The following is a 310-nucleotide window of genomic DNA, read 5'->3' as shown; positions in this document are numbered from 1 at the left end:
CCGGCGGTCATCGCCAGGTTACCGGTGGCGGCTTCGGCACTGCTGTCGTCGAGCGTGATGCTGCCCTGATCGGCGGTCGCCGTCAGGCCGGTTTCTGCATCCACCTTGCTGTTGGTGAGGGCAATGTTGCTGCCCGCCTCCAGATCCAGTGTGTCACTCTCGGCAGTCACCTCACTGCTGTCGGCCTTGATATCCGTGCCGGCTTTCATCGCCAGATGGGTATTCGCCGTGGCAGTGGCGCGGGTCAAGGTAATGCCTGCCTCGACGGCATCGACGGTCATGCCGTCGCCTGCGGTCAGCCGGCTGTCGG

General features: G+C 64.8%; 1 protein-coding gene. It reads right to left on the bottom strand.

Annotated features, from left to right (window positions below):
• Positions 1-310: hypothetical protein (locus E0702_RS19185; protein ID WP_165927587.1), on the bottom strand; the 310-nt coding region annotated here is incomplete at both ends.

This window comes from Halomonas marinisediminis, assembly GCF_004347715.1.
Lineage (GTDB): Bacteria > Pseudomonadota > Gammaproteobacteria > Pseudomonadales > Halomonadaceae > Halomonas > Halomonas icarae.
The sequence above is the reverse complement of the archived record's forward strand: the minus strand, read 5'-3'. Positions and strand labels throughout refer to the sequence as shown.